The sequence below is a fragment of the Actinomadura sp. 9N407 genome (genome assembly GCF_044326315.1).
Taxonomy (GTDB): Bacteria; Actinomycetota; Actinomycetes; order Streptosporangiales; family Streptosporangiaceae; genus Spirillospora.
The window spans coordinates 1-16,970 of sequence record NZ_JBIRAW010000037.1 but is presented as its reverse complement, the minus strand read 5'-3'; the positions used below and the strand labels follow the sequence as shown (position 1 = coordinate 16,970).

Genomic DNA, 16,970 nt, shown 5'->3' with positions numbered 1-16,970 from the left:
AGGACGCGCGGTGCGGGTGGTCATCCGTGGCCTGGGCGAGCTGTGCATCACGGCCGGGCTCGTCCTGCTCCTGTTCGTGACCTACGGGCTGTGGGGGACCGGCCGGTACACGCAGGCGCAGCAGGATCAGCTGAGCGAGGACCTCACGAAGGCGTGGCAGTCGTCCAAGGTCACGAACGAGAAGGTGAACCTGGGCGAGGGGCTCGCCACGATCCGTATCCCCCGGTTCGGGAAGAAGTACCGGTACGTGGTGGTCGAGGGCGTCAAGCAGTCGGATCTGCGCAAGGGGCCGGGCCACTACCCGGGCAGTGCGATGCCGGGCCAGGTCGGCAACTTCGTGGTGTCGGGGCACCGGACGACCTATTCGGCGCCCTTCAACCGGGTCGGCGAGCTGCGCAAGGGTGACGAGATCCTCATCGACACCCGCGAGAAGCAGTACGTCTACCGGGTCACCGGACGCAAGATCGTCGAGCCGACGGCGGTCGAGGTGACCGCGCCCGTCCCGATGCGGATCAAGGCCGAGCCCACCGAGCCGCTGATCACCCTGACGACCTGCCACCCCGAGTACTCCGCGGCGGAACGGCTCGTCGTCTTCGGAGAGCTGTCGTCCGCGATCCCCCGCGCCGGCAGCGTCAAGAGCTAGGAGACCCCCCATGTACGCGTGGATATGGCGCCGGCTGCCCGGCGGCCCGCCGGTCAAGGCCGCGGTGGCCGTCGGCCTCGCGCTGGCCGTCGTCGCCCTGCTCTGGTACGGGGTCTTCCCGTGGCTGGAGCCCAAGATGCAGTTCGATCACGGCGTGGTCGACTCGCCGTCCCCCGGCCGAAGCTGACCGGCATGCGCGTCCTGGTCGTGGACAACCACGACAGCTTCGTGTTCACGATCGTCCAGTACCTGCGGGAGCTGGGCGCCGACTGCGTGGTCAGGGACCGGTCGGACGTCGTGGCCGCCCGCGACGTCCCGGGCGTGGACGGCATCCTGGTGAGCCCCGGCCCAGGGCATCCGGCCGACGCGGGGGTCTGCCTGGATCTCGTACGGGACGCGACCCTGCCGGTGCTCGGCGTCTGCCTCGGCCACCAGGTCCTGGGGCACGTGTACGGGGCGGCCGTGGCCCGGGCACCGGAGATCGTGCACGGGTCCACGAGCCCGATCCACCATGACGGCCGCGGCGTCTTCGCGGGGCTGCCCGTACCGTTCACGGCGACGCGCTACCACTCGCTCGCCGTGCTGCCGGAGACCGTCCCGCCGGTCCTGGAGGTCACCGCCCGTACCGAGGACGGGGTGGTGATGGGGCTGCGGCACCGCTTCCGCCCGCTGGAGGGGGTTCAGTTCCACCCCGAATCCGTCTTGTCGGACCACGGGCACGCATTGCTCCAGAACTGGCTCATGACCTGCGCTTCTACGGTACGGGAGGGCTCGTGGCGGCCCGTTCGCCGGACCGCCACGAAAAAACTTGGTGGAACACGTAACACTTTCGCTCCATGATCCGAAGTTCATTGTGAGGGCTTCCGCCATTGCCCCCGAGTGGCGGAGGCCCTCTTTCATGCCCTGAAGCCGAAACGGGCCCCGGCTCTCCTCGCGAGAGTCGGGGCCCGTTCGTTCGTTCAGGTGGGGATCAGCCGTTGTCCGGGAATCCGGGGATGCTGGGAGTCGGCGGGCTCGGCGTGGGCGAGGGCTTCTGCGCGACCTGGATGGTGATCGTGTCGCCGGGCGCGACGGTCGCGTCCGGGCCGGGCTGCTGGGCGAAGACCTGGCCGGGAGAGACCATCTTGTCGGGCGGCGCCAGACCGCGCTGCACGTTGCACTTGAGCCCGAGCTGGTTGAGCTGGCCGCAGGCCGAGCGCTGGCTGGTGTTGAACAGGTCGGGCACCTTGATGGTGCTGGGCCCGCTCGACACCACGATCGTCACGTCCGAGCCCTTGGTGACCTTCTGGCCGCCGCCCGGGTCGCTGCGGATGACGGTGTTGCGCGGCACGTTGTCGTCGGTCTGCGTATCGCGCTTGACGTCGAATCCCCTGGCCTCCAGCAGTTGCTTGGCCACGGCGTAGGGCTTGCCGGTCACGTTCGGGACCTCGACCAGAGCCGGTGGCTTCTTGCCCTTGGAGACGACGAGTTTGACCGCGGTCCCCTTGGCGACACTGGCACCGGGTGCCGGGTCGGTGCTGATGACGTGGCCTTCCTTGACCTCGTCGTTCCAGTCCTCGGTCACGCCGCCGACCTCGAGCCCGACCTTCTGCAGCTCGGCACGGGCATCGTCCTGTGACACGTTCACGATCGCGCTGGGAACGGCGACCTTGTCGTCGCCGCCGCCGCCCGACATGGCCCAGCCGATCAGGCCGGCGCCGCCGATGAACAGCACGGCGAGCGCCACCCAGAGGGCGGCCTTCTTGCCGTTGCCGCCGCCGCGACGCTCGGGCATCCGGTCGTCATAGTGGACCGGCGGCAGGTCGTAGCCGTTGCCGCCGGGACGCTGCATCGTCCGGCCCGGAACGGAGCCCATGACCTGGGTGCCCTGCGGCTGCCCGCCGCCCATCAGCATGGTCGAGGCCGCTGTGGACGACACCGGCTGGCCCTGCAGGACCCGCTGGATGTCCTGCCGGAACTCGGTGGAGTTCTGGTAGCGGTGGTCGGCGTCCTTGGCCATCGCCTTCAGCACCATGGCGTCGGCCCAGTGCGGGATCTCCGGATCCACCTGGGACGGCGGGACCGGCTCCTCCCGGACGTGCTGGTAGGCGATCGCCACCGGGGAGTCGCCGGTGAACGGCGGCTGCCCGGTCAGCAGTTCGTACAGCACGCAGCCGGTGGAGTAGATGTCGCTGCGGGCGTCCACCCGCTCGCCCCTGGCCTGCTCGGGCGAGAGGTACTGGGCGGTGCCGATCACCTGGGCGGTCTGCGTCATGGTCGCGGCGGAGTCGGCCATCGCCCGCGCGATGCCGAAGTCCATGACCTTGACCTCGTGATTGCGGGTCAGCATCACGTTCGCGGGCTTGATGTCGCGGTGCACGATGCCGCCGCGATGGCTGTAGTCCAGCGCCAGCAGGATCCCGTCGGTGATCTCCAGGGCCTTGTCCGGCATCAGCGCGCGGTTCTCCCGGAGAAGATCGCGCAGCGTGCTGCCGTCCACGTACTCCATGACGATGTACGGGATCGGGGTGTCGCCGACGACGTCCTCGCCGGTGTCGTACACGGCGATGACGGAGGGGTGGTTCAGCGAGGCCGCGGACTGCGCCTCCCGCCGGAACCGGGCTTGGAACGTGGGGTCGCGCGCCAGGTCGGAACGCAGGGTCTTGACCGCGACCACGCGATCGAGGCGCAGGTCACGGGCACGGTAGACCTCGGCCATGCCGCCGCGCCCGATCACGATATCGAGCTCGTAGCGGCCGCCGAGCAGCCGAGGTTGACTCATATGTGCACTTTCCCTCGTACCTCTACACCTTGTCCTCTGAACCTAGTTCCCCGCTGTCGGTGGGCGAGGGATCCGGGGTCGGAGTTGACGGAGTCGTGGTGCTCTCCGTCGGGCTCGGTGTTGGATCTGGGGCGCTGGGGGTGGCCCTGGGCGGTTTCCTGGTTGGCTTCTGTGAAGGGGACGCACGGGGGTACCGGGGCGTTGACGTGCGACGGTCGCGAGTAGGGGAGGGCCTGGTCTCCCGGTCGCGGCGCTCGATGGAACGCGTCGCCGGATCGGCCGGGAGGTGCCGGGCGCGGTCCTCCTCGCCCGGTTGTACGGCCGGGAGCCTCTCCTGGTTCTCCCGGAGGGGCTCGGTGGTGCCGAGGCCCCGCCACATTGTGCCCACCACGATGACGCCGAGCAATAGTGTCCCGGCCGCTACCGAAGCATAGGTGAGTGCCGTGCGCCGTCGCGCGGTCCCGTCCCCGGCGGGGGTCCCTTGGGTGGGATCCTCCGAAGCGAGGCTATCCGCACTGCGTTTCACGTCAAATTCCGGCAATTCGCCCGGAGATTCGCCGGCGGCCCCGGAAGGCCCGCCCGTGCCGGGATCGTTATGTTCTGAACGGCCCGGTATCGGCAGCCGTTCGGTCATCGCCACCGGTGAGGCGTCCGCCAGGCTCCCCCCGGAAGCCCACCAACGCCCTTGACCGGAATTTTGCCTCTCGCCCGGCTCGGCGGGCCGGCCGCCGGCGGGAAGGCCCGGGATGGGCCTGCCGCCGATCCGGCTCGTCCAGCGGCGCAGGCCGGGACCGACTATTCCGGCCTTGTCCCGGATGTCCAGCGCCCGTTCGGCGGTCTCCACCGCGTCGGCGGGCCGTCCGTCGGGAAGCTTGGCCAGCAGCTCGTACACCAGATCACGGACCGGGGCCGGGACCTGCTCGGGCAGCGGCGCCGGTGCCTCCCGGACGTGCCGCAGCGCCACCGCCACCGGGGTGTCGCCGTCGAACGGGACGTGCCCGGTCAGGCACTCGTACGCCACCACGCCCAGCGAGTAGAGATCGGCGGAGGAGGTGATGTCCTGGCCGGAGGCCTGCTCGGGCGAGATGTAGTAGGCCGTGCCCATGACCATGCCGGTCTGGGTCTGCGACACGGCCGCCGCCAGCCGGCGCGCGATCCCGAAGTCGGTGATCTTGACGGTACCGCCGCCGGTCACCATCAGGTTGGCGGGCTTGACGTCGCGGTGCACGATGCCCGCCTCGTGCGCGGCGGCCAGGGCCCGCCCGGCCTGGGCGATCAGGTCCAGCACCGCCGCCGGCGGCAGCGCGCCCGCCCGGGCGATGATCTCCTCCAGCGGCTCGCCCTCGACCAGCTCCATCACCAGGTACGACCGGCCCTCCTGGGCCCCGACGTCGTACACCTGGGCGATGCCCTCGTGCCGCAGCGCCGCGGCGAACCTGGCCTCGGAACGGAACCGTTCGCAGGCCGCGGCGTCCGACATCAGCTCGGGCCGCAGCAGCTTCACCGCGACGGCCCGCGCCAGCGCCTGGTCGGCGGCCCGCCAGACCTCGCCCATCCCGCCGGTGGCCAGCCGTTCCACCAGCCGGTACCGGTCGTTCAGGACGAGGCCATGGCTCACTTGCGCAGCACCGCCTGCATGATCGCGCCGGCCACCGGGCCGGCGGCCTCGCCACCGCTGCCCGCGCCCTCGGTCACGACGGCGAACGCGTACTTCGGCTTGTCCATCGGCGCGAACCCGGCGAACCAGCGGGCGTTGGGGTTGCCGGGGCCCTGCTCGGCGGTACCGGTCTTACCGGCGATGTTGAACTGCGCCAGGTTCTTGGCGGTGCCCTCGGTGACCACGGCCCGCATCATGTCGGCCAGCTGGTCGGCGGTGTCCTGCTTGATCGCCTGCGAGAACTGGACCGGATCGGCGTTGTAGAGCTCGCTCTGGTCCTGGGCCCTGACCTTCTGCACGAGGTACGGCTTCATGATCTTGCCGTCGTTGGCGACCGCCGAGGCGACCATCGCCATCTGCAGCGGGGTGGAGCGCACGTTCTCCTGGCCGATACCGGAACGGGCGGTGCCGTCCTGGCCGGTCTCGACGGTCTCGCCCTGGGCGTTCTTGATCGAGACCGGGACGTCGCTCTCGGCGGCGAACAGGTCGGGCTCGACCTCCACCCGCTTGTTGAAACCGAACTTGCTGGCGCCCTGGTTGAGCCGCTCGATGCCCATGTCCATCGCCAGCTTGGCGAACGTGGTGTTGCAGGACTCGGCGAACGCGCCGCGCAGCGGGGCCTGACCGGCGCACTGGCCGGTGTCGTGCGAGTTGGGCAGCGGCCGGTTGGACTCGGGCAGGACCAGCGCGCCGGTGTTGACCGTGCTGCCGCTGGTGAGGTTCATCTGCTCCATCGCGATGGCGGCCGTCACCGTCTTGAACGTCGAGCCGGGCGGGAACGTCTGGCTCATCGCGTTGTCGATCAGCGGCTTGATCACGCCGGGCTTGTTCTCCAGCTCCTCGAGCCGCTTGCCGCCCTTGAGCCCCGTCTGCGGGGCGACCTCGTTCGGGTCGAACGAGGGGAAGGACGCCAGCACCACGATCGCGCCGGTCTCGATGTCGATCACCGCGGCACCGGCGCGCCGGGACGTGCTGCCCTTGAGCCGGGAGTACGCGAGCGCCTGCGCCTTCGGGTTGAGCGCCAGCTCGACGTTGGCGCCCTCGGCCTTCTTACCGATGAACGAGTCGAACCAGCGCTGCTGGGTGATCCGCTTGTCCTTGCCGCCGAGCAGCGAGTTGTAGGCCATCTCGACCTTGGAGGCGCCGCCGTTGAAGAACCCGGTGGCGGGCGAGTAGATCAGCCCGTCCTTGTACGAACGGCCGTACTTGGGGTTGTCCTTGCCGGTCAGGTCCGACTTGGCCAGCACCTGCCCACCGGCGGTGATCTGACCGCGCGGCGAGTTGAACACGTCGGCGTACTGCCGGGCGTTGTTGTCGTCGGTTCGCAGCGCCTCCGCCTGGCTGCCCTGCACGTAGTTCACCTGGGCCATCAGCCCGAAGAACAGCAGGAGTGCGAAGATCGCGACCCGGCGCAGCGGCTTGTCCATGTTCATGGTGTCTCGCTCCCCTCGGCGCCCATGGTCATGTCTGGAGAACGCGTCGTTCGGTCGCGCTCGGTTCGGTGGCGCGCCGCTCGGTCGCGCGTCGGCGGGTCATCGCAGGCTCACGACCTGCGTCATGCCCTCGTCCTGGATGGCCTGCGGCGCCGGCTTGCGCGCGTCGTGGCTCATCCGTACCAGGATCGCGATGAGGATCCAGTTCGCCATCAGCGAGGAACCGCCCTGGGACAGGAACGGTGTCGTCAGGCCGGTGAGCGGGATCAGCTTGGTGACACCTCCGACGATGACGAACACCTGCAGCGCGAGGACGAACGACACACCCCCCGCGAACAGTTTCAGGAACGGATCTCGTGCGGCGATGGCGGTCTTCATGCCGCGCTGCACGATCAGCGCGTATATCAGCAGCAACGCCATCAACCCGGTGAGCCCGAGTTCCTCGCCTATCGAGTCGAAGATGAAGTCGCTGAACGACAGCGGGGTCTTCCACGGCTCGCCCTGGCCGAGCCCCGTACCGAGCACGCCGCCCTGGCCGAGCGCGTACAGGCCCTTCATCAGCTGGGCGCTGTCGGAGTACTCGCCGCCGAGCTCGGCACACGCCGACAGGCCGGGCGAGAGCTTGCCCGCGGCGGCCATCCGCTTGAAGATCTCGGTGTCGGGGTTGACCGGGACGACCCGGCCGCTCTCCAGCAGGCAGCCGCCGTCGAAGTACGGCTTTGGGTTCTGCCAGATGTCGATCCGCTGGTTGACGTGGCCCATGAACGGCAGCAGCGTGGCGACGAAGATGCCGACCGCCAGCAGGCCGACCCCGATCAGGACCCACGAGACCCGCTGGGTGGCGATATAGAGCATCGACACGAACAGGCCGAAGTACAGCAGCGCGGTGCCCAGGTCCTTCTGGACGAACAGCACGCCGAGGCAGAAGATCCAGATGATCATGATCGGGCCGAGGTCGCGGCCCCGGGGCAGGCTGAACGGGCCGATCTTCTTGCCGATCAGCGACATCGCCTGCCGCTTGTTGACCAGGTAGCCGGCGAAGAACACCACCAGCAGCAGCTTGGCGAACTCGCCCGGCTGCACCGAGAACCCGCCGATCGAGATCCATACCCGGGCGCCGTTGATCTGCCGGCCGATGCCGGGCACGATCGGCAGCAGCAGCAGGATGATCGCGCCCAGCCCGATCAGGTAGGTGTAGCGCTGCGCGGTCTTGGGCGTGAACGACAGCTTGGCGTCGGTCTTGTCGGTCTCGCGCATGATGAACACCGCGGCGACGAACAGCATGATCCCGACGAAGGTCCACATCAGCTGGGACGGCGCGTCGGCGGCGTCCTTGGCCGCGGTGCCGTCCAGCAGCGCGGGCTGCTTGTCCACGCTGGTGTCCAGGTCCAGCCGGTAGATCGTGGCCAGGCCGATGCCGTTCAGCGCCACCGCCAGCGGCAGCAGCAGCGGATCGGCGTACGGGGCGAACCTCGTCTGCGCGAAGAACGCGATGAACGACAGCACGGCCAGGCCGCCGCCGTAGACGAACAGCCCGGCCGGGATCTTGCCGTCACGGGCCAGCCCGACCTCGGCGATCGCCGCCAGCGTCAGCACCATCGCGAAGATCAGCAACGCCAGCGAGGCCGCGTTTCGCCGCTGGAACGGAATCTGCGCCCGGATCTGCTCCCCGACCGAACTCACTTACGATCGCCCCCCAGCGGATGGGCAGTCCTTGATCTCCGTCTGGTCGCCCTTGCACGCGTCCCTGCGCTGGCCGAGCTTGGCGAGTTCGGCCTCGGCCGCCGGCAGCCCGATGAACGCCCGCTTGCCGTCCTGGATGGCGGCAGCGTCGCTGTCGGGCAGCTCGGCCAGCGCGAGATCGCTCTCCTTGGCCTTGCCCTGCTTGCAGTCCTGCCGGTCCTTGCCCTTGACGACGACGACCTTGCCGCGCTCGGGGGTGAGGACGTACCTGCAGACGACCCCGTTCAGTTCCTTGATCTTGTCCTTGGACGACACCGTGTAGGTGTCCTTGACCCGCCGCTGGCTGGTCTCCGGTAGATCGGCCACCAGGATCGGAGGGTTGAGCTGCTCCGCGGCCGGGGCCGGCTCGGACATGTCGAGCAGCGGGATCTCCTGCGTGGTGCCGCGGAAGAGGACGACCTTGCCGCCCTCCGCGCCGACGTAGTAGCCGCTCTTCATGCTCTGCACCGTGAAGACCCCGACGGCGGCCACACCGACCACCACCACCCCGACGACACCGATCAGCCATGCCCACTTGCGGACACCGCCGCCCGCCTGGCGCGGCGCGGCGGCGGGCTGGGCCATCGCCCCCGGCTGCGGCGGCGCGGACCGCGGATCGTTCATCGGGTACGGCTGCGGCGGCGGCATCTCGTCGACCACCACCGGCGGCTGCGGCATCGTGTCGCGCAGCTGCGCGGCCCGTCCGGCCGGGGTGTCGGCGGGAACGGCCGCGGCGCCCGGGCCACCGGGCGAGTCGGCCGGACGCGAGTTGGCCGCCGCGCCCACCGCGTGCCCGGGGGGCGCCGCGGGAGGCTGCTGGCCGAGCTCGACGACGTCGGCCACCACGCACGTGATGTTGTCGGGACCGCCGCCCCGGTTGGCCAGGTCGATCAGCTGCCGGACCGCCTGCTCGGGATCGTCGATGTCGGTCAGCACCTGGAAGATCGTCTCCGCGGTGACCACACCGGACAGCCCGTCTGAGCACAGCAGGTAGCGATCGCCCGCCTTGCCCTCGCGCAGCGACAGGTCGGGATCGACCTCGCCGCGCCCGTCGAGGGCGCGCAGCAGCAGCGAGCGCTGCGGATGCGAGGCGGCCTCGTCGGGGCTGATCCGTCCCTCGTCCACCAGCGACTGCACCAGCGTGTGGTCGTGGGTGATCTGGAACAGGCTGCCGTCGCGCAGCAGATAGGCGCGCGAGTCGCCGATGTGGACCAGCGCGACCTGGTTGCCCGCCCACAGCATCGCGGTCAGGGTCGTGCCCATGCCCTGCAGCGCCGGATCCGACTCCACGATCCGGTGCAGGTTGTCATTGGCCGCCTTGACCGTGTGCTCCAGTGCGGCGAGCAGTTCGGGCGCGGGCAGGTCATGGTCGAGCTTGCGGAGTTCGGAGATGGCGGCGGCGCTGGCGATCTCGCCGCCGACATGGCCGCCCATCCCGTCGGCGACCGCGAGCAGATGCGCGCCCGCGTACGCCGAGTCCTCGTTTCCCTCGCGCAGCATGCCGACATCGGAGCGCGCGGCGTAGCGGATTCCCAGAGTCATTTGCGCAGCTCGATCACGGTCTTACCGATGCGGACCGGTACTCCCGGGGGCACCGGCATGGGGCGGGACACCTTCGTACGGCCCAGGAACGTCCCGTTGGTGGAGCCGAGATCTTCCACGATCCACTGACCGTCCTGCGCGTAAATGCGGGCATGCCGGGTCGAAGCGTAGTCGTCGGTCACCACCAGCGTGGAATCGTTCGCACGACCCACGGTGATCGGGACCCCGGTGAGGTCGATGACGGTGCCCGCCCGTTCGCCCTGGACGACCACCAGCTTGGTCGGGGCGCTGCGCTGCGGTGCCCGCTGCGCCTTTGGCTGTTTGCCCGCCTTGGCGGGCTTCGGCTGGGCCGCGCGGCCGGCGGCCTTCGAGCCGAACATGTCGGCCCTGATCACGCCGACGGCCGCGATGACGAAGAGCCAGAGCACCGCGAGGAACGCCAGCTTGATCAGCGTGAGGGTGAATGGGGACATCGGAGTCGGGGTTACTCCCTATCGCGGCGGAAGACGAGTGTCGTCCGGCCCATCGTGACCCGGGAACCGTCGACGAGGGTGACCCGCCTGATCGGTTGACCGTTCACGAATGAGCCGTTGGTCGACCCTAGATCGACGAGAGCGATTTCGGGACCTTCTACGCGGATCTCGGCATGATGCCGGGAGACGCCCGGGTCGACAAGTCGCAGGTCGCAGTCCGTCCCGCGGCCGAGCAGCGTGACGGGGGTATTGATCTCATAGGTGCGTTGCGTCGCGTCGCCTCCTTCGACCGCCGTCGTGACCAGCAGTCGCGGATGGCCGCCGAACACGCCGCCCCGGCTCTGCGGAACGTCGCTGACCGGCTGGCGGATCTCCCCGCCCTCGACCGTCGACCCGCGGATCACACCGGACCGGATACGGAACATGCCCGTGGCCAGATCGCCGGCGTTCTCGAACCGAACGCGCACCGGCCCGACGAAGGAGTACCCCTGTTCCTTCGCGTACTCCCGCGCGAGATTCGCCAGCTCCTGGCTCAGGCTGTCGGCGTACACCTGCAGCCGCTGCCCGTCCTGCTGGGAGATCTCGACGACGAAGTCGTTCGGCACCAGGGTGCGTCCCTGCGCAACGATCGCGGCCCGGTCATCCATCTCGCGCTGCACAGCACTGGCCACCTCGACCGGCTGCAGCTCCGACTTGAAGGCCCGGGCGAAGGCTCCTTCGACCATGCCTTCGAGCCGTCGCTCGAAGCGCTGAATGACGCCCACGGGCACCTCCCTTCCCCACTGGTAGACGATCGTATCGGTGCGAAGGTTCGTTCGGAGTATCTGGCCACCTAACCACTGCTCCGACCGTGCTAGCCTTTTTGAGCACCCCGAGAGGGGACGCTCACCCGGGCGGGTGGCGGAACGGCAGACGCGCACGGTTCAGGTCCGTGTGTCCGAAAGGACGTGAGGGTTCAAATCCCTCCTCGCCCACTTCGGGGTAGTGACGCAAGTCCTCCTCTAACAGTGACGGAATCAGCCCCCATGCGACAAGCATGGGGGCTGATCTGCGTTCGGGGTGGCCTGGGCGGGCCATGATCGCATCTGCGCCGGCCCCGTCCATAGTGAAACCGGGCATCTTGGGGGCGGGTGGGCATACGAACGCCGATGTTGAGGCGCGGTGCAACCGGCGCTGGGCGTGCGGATGCTGGTTACTGGTCAGGCGACGTTGTTGAGTTGGCGTTTGGGCGTCCGGGAGCCCAGGGGCATCCGCCCACACCGCGAGGGTCTGCGCGACCATGGCGTCGCCCTGGCGGGTGAGGGTGAGGAACGCCGTCAGTTCCTGCGGGCTGCCCTCGTCGTCACCCGTTCGGCGGCCGCGCGGTGCGCGTTCCGCCAACGCCAGGCTGAAGGTATCTGGATCATTTCCGGTCTCCAGGGGTGCCGCGCTGCCGCGCAGACCTGTTCAGGTCTGAGTGGCCCCGGGACCGGTGAGGCTGGCGGTGTCAGTTGGGGGTGGCGGAGCCGTCGTCCGCGCCGGGCGCGCTGTGACGGTAGCTCCAGTCCACCAAGGGCTGCAGGACCGACATCAGCTCCTGCCCGTCGGCGGAGAGCTCATAGCGGATCTGCACCGGGGTGGAAGGAATCACCGTGCGCGAGATCAGGCCCGCGGTCTGGAGCTCCTTGAGGCGCTGGGCCAGCAGCCGGTCAGAGACCCCCGGCACCGACAGGCGGTACTCGCCGAAACGGCGGGCACCACGCAGCCCGACCAGCTCGAGGATCCCCTGGAAGCTACGGCAGCTCGGTTCATGGATGGTCAGGCCGCCGGGTCGACCAACAGGACGCAACGATTCGATAGCCACTTACTAAGTATAAGCGACTAATACGGCGTTTGCTTGTTTTGTCCGCTCTGCGGAGGATTGATGTCATGACCGACTACGGAAAACCGATCACTTTCGGGCTGAGTCTGGACCCCGGCGCTGACCGGCTGGCCGAGACCAGGCGGCAGGCCTCGGCCGCGGCCGCCGGCGGCCTGGACTACCTGGCCGTGCAGGACCACCCCTACCAGCCCGGGCACCTGGACGCATGGACGCTGATCACCCATCTGGCCACCGAGACTGAGCGCATCTCCCTGTTCACCGACGTCGCCGACCTCCAGTTGCGCCCGCCGACCATGCTGGCCAAGGCCGCCGCCTCCCTCGATGCGATCACCGGCGGCCGGATCGTGCTCGGGGTGGGAGGCGGAGCGTTCTCGGACGGTATCGCCAGCATGGGCGGTATCCGCCGCGACGGCCGCGCAATGGTCGACTACACCCGGGAGGCGCTGCAGGTCATGCATGCCGCTCTGCGCGGCGGCGCGGTACGCCTGCAAAGCGACCAGTACGCGATCGAGGGCTACACAGCCGGGCCAGTGCCTGCCGCACCGGTTCCGCTGTGGCTGGGCGCTCAGGGCCCTCGGATGCTCGCGGTCACCGGAGCCTTCAGCGACGGCTGGATCTCCCCGCTCAACATCTACGTCCCCCCGGCCGAGGTCCCCGCCAAGCAGAAGAGCATCGACGAGGCGGCGCGCGCGGCCGGGCGCGAGCCGGGCGACATCCGCCGCATCTACAACGTGATCGGCGGCATCGGTGCCGCGCACGGGGTCCCTGGCCTGGCGGGCGACGTACGGCACTGGGCCGACACCCTTACCGAATGGGCGGTGGAGCTGGGTTTCGACACCTTCGTGTTCTGGCCGGTGGCCGCGCACCACACTCAGCTGCAACTGTTCATGAACGAAGTCGTTCCCGCCGTGCGGGAGCAGGTCGACCAGATCCGGGGGCGGCGATGACCGCGCAATTGTCCACGCCCCCGTGCGAGCTCCAAGACAAGATCGTTCTTCCTGGGGACCGGCGGTACGGGCTGCTGCGCTCCACCTACACCACCGCGGCCCGCCCGGCGGCGGTGCTGCTGCCCGAGACTCCCGCCGAGGTGGCCACCGCGGTGCGCTTCGCCCGCGAGTCGGGCCTGCCTTTGGCGGTGCGCAGCGGCGGGCACGGCCTGTCGGGACGTTCCTCCAACGATGACGGCGTGGTCATCGACCTGTCGGCCCTGGACCGCGTCGAGGTTTTGGACCGCCGCACCCGCATCGTGCGGGTGGAGACCGGTGCGCGCTGGGCCCAGGTCGCCCAAGCGCTGGCCCCCCACGGTCTGGCGATCAGCTCCGGCGACCACGGCAACGTCGGCGTCGGCGGCCTGGCCTCCGCGGGCGGCATCGGCTGGCTGGTCCGCCGCTACGGCCTGACCATCGACCACATCCGCGCCGCCGAGGTGGTGCTGGCCGACGGGACACTCGTCCGCGCCGACGCCGACCACGAGCCGGACCTGCTGTGGGCCGTGCGCGGCGCCGGCGCCGGAGTGGGCATCGTGGTGGCCTTGGAGATCGAGGCATTGGAGCTCGGCGACGTCGGATTCGCCCAGATCGCCGTGCAGGTCGACCCGGAGGGCCGGGCGCTGCGGCAGTGGGCCGACCACATGGCCGCCGCCCCGCGCGAACTGTCCACCGCCGTCACCCTGCTGCCCTACGGGTCCTCGCTGGTCGCGTCCATCACCGCGGTGGTCGCCGACGACAGCGAGCCCCTGATCCGCCGGGCCATCGAGCCGCTCCTGACCATCGGCGACTGCCTCCTGCAGCAACAGGCACAACTGGTCCCCTACCCCGCGCTGGTCCCCACCGCACACCTGCACGCCAACACCGGACAGCAGCCCAGCATCACCACCAACGGCCTGCTCACCACCATGACCGCCGAGACCGCGGCGGCGCTCACCGCCGCCGCGACCGGACCGCAGCAGACCTTGATCCAGCTGCGGTCCCTGGGCGGAGCGGTCAACGACATGCCCGCCGAGGGCACCGCCTTCGCACACCGCCACCACAGCACCCTGGTCGTCGCCTCGGTGTTCCCGCCCCAACACGGCGCCGAACTCGACGCGGCCTGGAAGCCCCTCGCCGGACGGATCGAAGGCGCCTACCTCGGGTTCGAAAGCCGCCCCGATGACCAGACTTTCGCACGCATCTACCCCGGGGAGACAGGCCACCGCGTCACCCGACTCTGGAAGCACTACGACCCCGAAGGCACCTTCCAAGCCCTGTGGACTCCAGTCCCGTAGCCGCCCCGCCGACCCAGGCCGCATAAGGCAGGCCACCGACTCCCAGGTGCTCGAACCGGCCGCCGGTACAGGGCCGCCCACACGCTCATCATCGACGGCGCCGATTTAGACCCGCGCCACCGGATGGCACACCCTCCTCGACGCACCTCAATGCCTCACAGCTTCGGTGCCCACCTCTCAGATCACCACCTCTTTTCGACATGCCCAAGGACTGTCCATGTTCATCGCCCCCATCGTCGTGTCCGCCGCCCTCGCCGCGCTCCTGGTGTTCTCGGCCACCGGCAAGCTCCGCTAGGACCCCGCCCAGATCAGGGTCATGCAGACCGCAGGATTCCCTGTTGACAGGCTCTGGCTGCTGGCCACCGCCGAACTGGCCGGCGCCGCGGTGTTCGCCGCGGACCTGCCCGACCGTTTCACCGCGGTGGCGGCTGTGGCATAGCGCCCCATCGCCGCCGTGGCGTTCGAGGAGAGCTCCCCTGACGCGGGCTGGAAGACCCTGCCGTCCTGGTACGTCGTAGCGACCGCCGACCAGGCGATCCACCCCGCCGCCCAGCGTCACATGGCCCAGCGCGCCGGCGCGGACACCATCGAGGTCGACGGGTCACACGCGGTCGCGCTGTCGCAACCGGCAGCCGTCGCCGGCCACATCCGTACCGCCGCGACCGCGACCCAGGCGGTCAAGCACATCACCCGGTCATGACCAGCCGCATCCCGTACACCCACGAGCGACAGGAGCGACCGATGACCACACCGACCACTCCCGTCATCTCCGAGCTGATCCGGACACCCATCAATCCAACGGAGTGATCGTGGGAAAGCTCGATGGCAGGGTAGCGGTGATCACCGGCGGGTCCACCGGGATGGCGTTGGCCGGGGCCAAGCTGTTCGTGGAGGAGGGAGCGTACGTCTTCATCCTGGCCCGGCGGCAGGAGCAGTTCCACCGCGCCTTCTGGCTCAACGCGCGCGGCACCCTGTTCACCGTGCAGAAGGCACTGCCGCTGATCAACGACAACGGCTCGGTCTTCATGACCGGATCCAACGCCTCCCTCGGCGCCTTTCCCGGCTGGAGCCTGTACGCGGGAAGCAAGGCCGTCCAGCAGGCCTGGGCCCGCGTCTGGCTCAACGAGCTGCGCGAACGCAGGATCCGGGTCAATGTCCTGACCCCGGGCCAGGTTGGCACCGCCAAGCAGGAAGAACTGTTCGACGAGGCGACCAGGTCCGCGTTCGAGTCCCTCATCCCCCGCGGAACGATGGGCCGCCCCGAAGAGATAGGGCGAGCTCTGGGACGTGACCCGGTGGGGCACGAACCCGTTCGGATGACCAATGACGGCGTGACCCTCTCGCACGTTCGATGTGATTCCGCAGCGGGCGGTCCCGGGGTCGAGCGGATTGAGCCGGTGGCTTCGCCGCGCGGCCGGCTGATCACCTTTCGACGCGTGCCGGGCACGATCAATCACACCAATCAGGTGACCCCCGCTCACACGACTGGTGCCTAGCGTTCGGTCGTAGGCAAACGTGAGGAGACCACGGATATGAAGGCAGTGCGATACAACCAGTACGGCGGCGTTGACGTCCTGCGGGTAGAGGACGTCCCGTCCCCGTCACCCGGCCCCGGCCAGGCGCTGGTGCGAGTCAAGGCGGCAGGCCTCAACCCCGGCGAGGCTCACACCCGGGAAGGCCTCATGCAGGCGGTGTATCCCGTGACGTTCCCGACGGGGCAGGGCCACGACCTGGCCGGGATAGTGGCGTCGGTGGGCGAGGGCGTTACCGAGGTCGCCGCTGGCGATGAGGTGATCGGCTGGGTGGATCCGCTGTCGAGCCAGGCGCAGTACGTGGTCGCGGAGGCGGACCACCTGATCCCGAAGCCCGCCGGTGTGACGTGGGAAGCCGCAGGCGCGCTCGCGTCCGCGGGGCTCACCGCCTGGGCGGCCGTCCGTGCCGTGGAGCCGGCCGCAGGGGACACGGTGGTCGTGGCGGGGGCGGCCGGCGGGGTCGGCTCGATCGCGGTCCAGCTCGCCGTGCGGGCCGGGGCGACTGTGATCGGCCTCGCGAGCGAGTACAACCACGACTGGCTGACTGCGCACGGCGTGACCCCGGTGACCTACGGACCGGGCGTGGCCGACCGGATCCGGGCCGCGGCGGTGTACGGCAGGATCGACGCGTTCATCGACACTCAGGGCGCGGACTACGTCGAGATTGCGCTCGACGACCTGGGCGTCGCACCCGGGCGGTTCAACACGATCGTACGGTTCGACGCGGTGCAGACGCACGGCGTCAAGTTCGAGGCTTACGAGGCCGGCGTCAGCTCCGGCGCTGCGGTGCTTGCCGAACTGGCCGACCTGATCGCCGCCGGCGACCTGGAGATCCCGATCGCCGCGACCTACCCGCTGGCCGAGGTCCACAAGGCCTTCGATCAGCTTGCGGGCGGCCATGTCCGGGGCAAGATCGTCCTGGTCCCTTGAAGGCAGCGCCGTGCCGGTCGTCGCCCAGTACGGGGATGCACTGGCCGGCAAGTTCATCATCGACATCTCCAACACGTTCAACGCCGATGCCACCGGGCTCGTCACCGCTGAAGGCATGTCCGGTGCGCAGGAGATCGCCAAGGCGGTCCCGGC

General features: G+C 69.5%; 18 protein-coding genes and 1 tRNA gene. 11 read left to right on the top strand and 8 right to left on the bottom strand.

Annotated elements, in window-relative coordinates; translation table 11 throughout:
- Positions 1 to 10: 10 nt before the first annotated feature.
- From ACH34Q_RS39260 to ACH34Q_RS39250, 3 genes are read left to right on the top strand one after another with little or no spacing between them, the layout of a single operon-like run.
- Positions 11 to 643 (top strand): class E sortase, encoded by a 633-nt coding sequence (locus ACH34Q_RS39260; RefSeq protein ID WP_395988268.1) that lies wholly within the window; start codon positions 11 to 13, stop codon positions 641 to 643.
- Positions 644 to 653: 10 nt separating this feature from the next.
- Positions 654 to 830, top strand: a complete 177-nt coding sequence (locus tag ACH34Q_RS39255) for a hypothetical protein (protein WP_395988267.1) — start codon at positions 654 to 656, stop codon at positions 828 to 830.
- Positions 831 to 835: 5 nt separating this feature from the next.
- Complete coding sequence (locus tag ACH34Q_RS39250) at positions 836 to 1,483, top strand: anthranilate synthase component II (RefSeq protein WP_395988266.1); 648 nt, start codon at positions 836 to 838, stop codon at positions 1,481 to 1,483.
- 130 nt (positions 1,484 to 1,613) lie between these two features.
- Here the strand turns inward: ACH34Q_RS39250 and pknB are convergent, their stop codons facing one another.
- The 7 genes from pknB to ACH34Q_RS39215 form a co-directional block, all read right to left on the bottom strand.
- Entirely contained in the window at positions 1,614 to 3,404 is a 1,791-nt protein-coding gene (gene pknB, locus ACH34Q_RS39245) for a Stk1 family PASTA domain-containing Ser/Thr kinase (RefSeq protein ID WP_395988265.1), read from the bottom strand.
- A 22-nt stretch (positions 3,405 to 3,426) separates the two neighbouring features.
- Complete coding sequence (locus ACH34Q_RS39240; protein ID WP_395988264.1) at positions 3,427 to 5,022, bottom strand: serine/threonine-protein kinase; 1,596 nt, start codon at positions 5,020 to 5,022, stop codon at positions 3,427 to 3,429.
- Positions 5,019 to 6,494 carry a peptidoglycan D,D-transpeptidase FtsI family protein gene (locus tag ACH34Q_RS39235; RefSeq protein ID WP_395988263.1) on the bottom strand — a complete coding sequence of 492 codons (1,476 nt, stop codon included), beginning with the start codon at positions 6,492 to 6,494 and terminating at the stop codon, positions 5,019 to 5,021. The genes ACH34Q_RS39240 and ACH34Q_RS39235 overlap by 4 nt, the downstream gene beginning before the upstream one ends.
- 99 nt (positions 6,495 to 6,593) lie before the next feature.
- Complete coding sequence (locus tag ACH34Q_RS39230; RefSeq protein WP_395988262.1) at positions 6,594 to 8,177, bottom strand: FtsW/RodA/SpoVE family cell cycle protein; 1,584 nt, start codon at positions 8,175 to 8,177, stop codon at positions 6,594 to 6,596.
- The gene (locus ACH34Q_RS39225) at positions 8,178 to 9,758 is read right to left on the bottom strand and encodes a protein phosphatase 2C domain-containing protein (protein WP_395988261.1); all 1,581 of its coding nucleotides are present in this window, start codon (positions 9,756 to 9,758) and stop codon (positions 8,178 to 8,180) included. It lies immediately after the preceding gene.
- On the bottom strand, positions 9,755 to 10,231 hold the full coding sequence (locus ACH34Q_RS39220) for an FHA domain-containing protein (RefSeq protein ID WP_395988260.1): 477 nt from the start codon (positions 10,229 to 10,231) through the stop codon (positions 9,755 to 9,757). The genes ACH34Q_RS39225 and ACH34Q_RS39220 overlap by 4 nt, the downstream gene beginning before the upstream one ends.
- A gap of 11 nt (positions 10,232 to 10,242) precedes the next feature.
- Positions 10,243 to 10,995, bottom strand: coding sequence for a DUF3662 and FHA domain-containing protein (locus ACH34Q_RS39215; protein ID WP_366618524.1), 753 nt, complete (start codon positions 10,993 to 10,995; stop codon positions 10,243 to 10,245).
- A gap of 127 nt (positions 10,996 to 11,122) precedes the next feature.
- On the opposite strand from ACH34Q_RS39215, the gene ACH34Q_RS39210 reads away from it, so the two are divergent.
- Positions 11,123 to 11,205 (top strand) — tRNA-Leu (locus ACH34Q_RS39210).
- Positions 11,206 to 11,717: 512 nt separating this feature from the next.
- Here ACH34Q_RS39210 and ACH34Q_RS39205 read toward each other — a convergent pair.
- The gene (locus ACH34Q_RS39205) at positions 11,718 to 12,074 is read right to left on the bottom strand and encodes a winged helix-turn-helix transcriptional regulator (protein ID WP_395988259.1); all 357 of its coding nucleotides are present in this window, start codon (positions 12,072 to 12,074) and stop codon (positions 11,718 to 11,720) included.
- Between the two features lie 65 nt (positions 12,075 to 12,139).
- Between ACH34Q_RS39205 and ACH34Q_RS39200 the strand changes: the two genes are divergently transcribed.
- The 7 genes from ACH34Q_RS39200 (at position 12,140) to ACH34Q_RS39170 (ending at position 16,817) form a co-directional block, all read left to right on the top strand.
- Positions 12,140 to 13,039 (top strand): LLM class flavin-dependent oxidoreductase, encoded by a 900-nt coding sequence (locus tag ACH34Q_RS39200; RefSeq protein WP_395988258.1) that lies wholly within the window; start codon positions 12,140 to 12,142, stop codon positions 13,037 to 13,039.
- Positions 13,036 to 14,355, top strand: a complete 1,320-nt coding sequence (locus tag ACH34Q_RS39195) for an FAD-binding oxidoreductase (protein WP_395988257.1) — start codon at positions 13,036 to 13,038, stop codon at positions 14,353 to 14,355. The genes ACH34Q_RS39200 and ACH34Q_RS39195 overlap by 4 nt, the downstream gene beginning before the upstream one ends.
- A gap of 166 nt (positions 14,356 to 14,521) precedes the next feature.
- A complete protein-coding gene (locus tag ACH34Q_RS39190) occupies positions 14,522 to 14,650 on the top strand; it encodes a hypothetical protein (protein ID WP_395988256.1) in 129 nt (42 codons plus the stop codon).
- Positions 14,651 to 14,671: 21 nt separating this feature from the next.
- Positions 14,672 to 14,794, top strand: coding sequence for a hypothetical protein (locus ACH34Q_RS39185; protein ID WP_395988255.1), 123 nt, complete (start codon positions 14,672 to 14,674; stop codon positions 14,792 to 14,794).
- Positions 14,795 to 14,809: 15 nt separating this feature from the next.
- On the top strand, positions 14,810 to 15,055 hold the full coding sequence (locus tag ACH34Q_RS39180; RefSeq protein ID WP_395988254.1) for an alpha/beta fold hydrolase: 246 nt from the start codon (positions 14,810 to 14,812) through the stop codon (positions 15,053 to 15,055).
- A gap of 160 nt (positions 15,056 to 15,215) precedes the next feature.
- Positions 15,216 to 15,851, top strand: coding sequence for an SDR family NAD(P)-dependent oxidoreductase (locus ACH34Q_RS39175; protein WP_395988334.1), 636 nt, complete (start codon positions 15,216 to 15,218; stop codon positions 15,849 to 15,851).
- Between the two features lie 36 nt (positions 15,852 to 15,887).
- Positions 15,888 to 16,817: an NADP-dependent oxidoreductase gene (locus ACH34Q_RS39170; protein ID WP_395988253.1), complete on the top strand. Its 930-nt coding sequence runs from the start codon at positions 15,888 to 15,890 to the stop codon at positions 16,815 to 16,817.
- Positions 16,818 to 16,970 lie beyond the last annotated feature (153 nt).